Origin of the sequence: Thermogutta sp., from assembly GCF_039793925.1 — a bacterium.
Lineage (GTDB): Bacteria > Planctomycetota > Planctomycetia > Pirellulales > Thermoguttaceae > Thermogutta.
On record NZ_JBAMME010000022.1, the window covers coordinates 1 to 1,749 of the forward strand.

The 1,749-nt window shown below is 55.3% G+C and carries 2 protein-coding genes; both read left to right on the forward strand.

Translation table 11 applies throughout. The annotated features are described in order from the left end of the window. The coding region (locus ABJK56_RS01105; protein ID WP_347242823.1) for a hypothetical protein at nucleotides 1-193 on the forward strand (193 nt) is incomplete at its 5' end. A 145-nt stretch (nucleotides 194-338) separates the two neighbouring features. Next, on the forward strand, nucleotides 339-1,749 hold a 1,411-nt coding region (locus ABJK56_RS01110), incomplete at its 3' end, for a hypothetical protein (protein WP_347242824.1).

Genomic DNA, 1,749 nt, shown 5'->3' on the forward strand with positions numbered 1-1,749 from the left:
TGGCCTTCCTGCTGGCGGTGCTCTCGCTGGCGATGGCGCGGCCGGTGGGGGCGGCTCTTGGAGGGCCGCCCCAACCGATGGGGTGTACGTATATCGACTGTACTTACTGGCGGGTTGGGCCATGCGTCAGCTGCTGGAATCCCAATCCTCCTTATGGGGGGAGAGCTGCTATCAGGTGGTGCCGCGTCTGTGATGCCTGCTTTGGAACTTGCAGCGATCGGTGGTGGGAGGAGCGAGAGTGCAGGCGCGAGTGCGGATATTGACAAAGCAAGCCAGATGCGCTCTCTGAAGGGAGCGCGTCTGGCTTGCTTTTCGGGAGCTAGCTGAGGAGGTTATTGATGAAATCTCTCATCTCACACGGACGTACTGGTTTGATCGGTCTGGGTTTGGGGCTGCTGAGTACGGGTGTGATTCTGGTCGCATCTTTATCAGATACCCTTCTCGTCACGGTAGAACAAGATTTGACCCACTATTGGCGCACCACTTATGACATTCTGGTTCGTCCAGCGGGGAGCCGGTCCCCTATAGAGGAGAAATACGGTCTGGTAGAAGCAAACCATCTTTCCGGGATCCCGGGGGGCATCTCCTTCGCCCAGTACGAGGCGATGCGGGACATCCCCGGTGTGGAAGTCGCTGCCCCTGTGGCCATGCTGGGATATCTGGCAGAGGAGATCCCTCTCCACAATGTTGGTTTCCCCTCCGAGATGGGGCTTTATGAACTGACATCGGAACTCGCTGAAGACACAGGAGTTGGTTTGCCCGCCTTTCAGGTATTTAGAGCGAGCTACTATTATGTGAACCCCAGCGCTGGCATAGGGTCCATCCCAGAGATCAACGTAAATGTAAATCCGCCTCTGGGAATTCGCGATTACATTGAATTTCCCTTTTTGATGGCCGGGATAGAGCCTGCTCAAGAAGCCGCGCTGGTCGGGTTAGATCGCGCTCTCGTGGAAGGAAAATACCTCAGCGGGGAAGAGGCACTCCCTTTAGAAACAACTACGGACTGGTTGGGCAATCCGATAACCCAGACTCGTATACCCGTCCTGATCAACGCTACCCCCTATCTCAGTTTCACCATCAAAACCGAGTTAAAACGCGTAGTGCTGCCCTCCGAGATTTCTGGACTGGATGCTCTGGCAGCCCAGAGCTCTCAAGATCTCGCCTCTTTACCTAGGGAAACACTTGCTATCCAGCAGAGCAGCAGCAAAGCCGTTTATCAGAAATTGTTGGAAAATCTTCGCTTTCGGTCTTCCCAGTTTACCCTGCTCCACGAATCGCCAATAGGTGTTCCGGCCCCAATGCAGTATCAAGAAACCGTACCGCCATTCCCTTGGGAAGGCGTCGCGCTGGAAATCGTCCTTCCCGAAGAAACGCCACAAACTCTGTGGACAGTGGGATCCGTCTGGGGGAGACCCTATCGCGCAGGTAGTTTCGTCAGAGTCGGGGATGAGAAAGTCAAATTTCGCGTTGCTTTCTCTATATACGCAAAAGGAGTGTTGGACATTGAGAAGATTCCCCGGCCAGTGGATGTGAATCGTGTGCCTCTGGAAACCTATTTTCCCCCAGTAAGTATTCTCCGATACGACGAGGAGGGCCATCCTGTTGAAGCGCGAATGCTTCGTCCGAGCCTCAATTGGGCCGGCTACATCCAGCCCCCACCCCTTCTGCTGACAACTCTCCAGGCTGCTCGCTTGCTTCGCGGCGACAACTGCATCAGTGCCATCCGGGTCCGGGTCGGCGGGATTGACC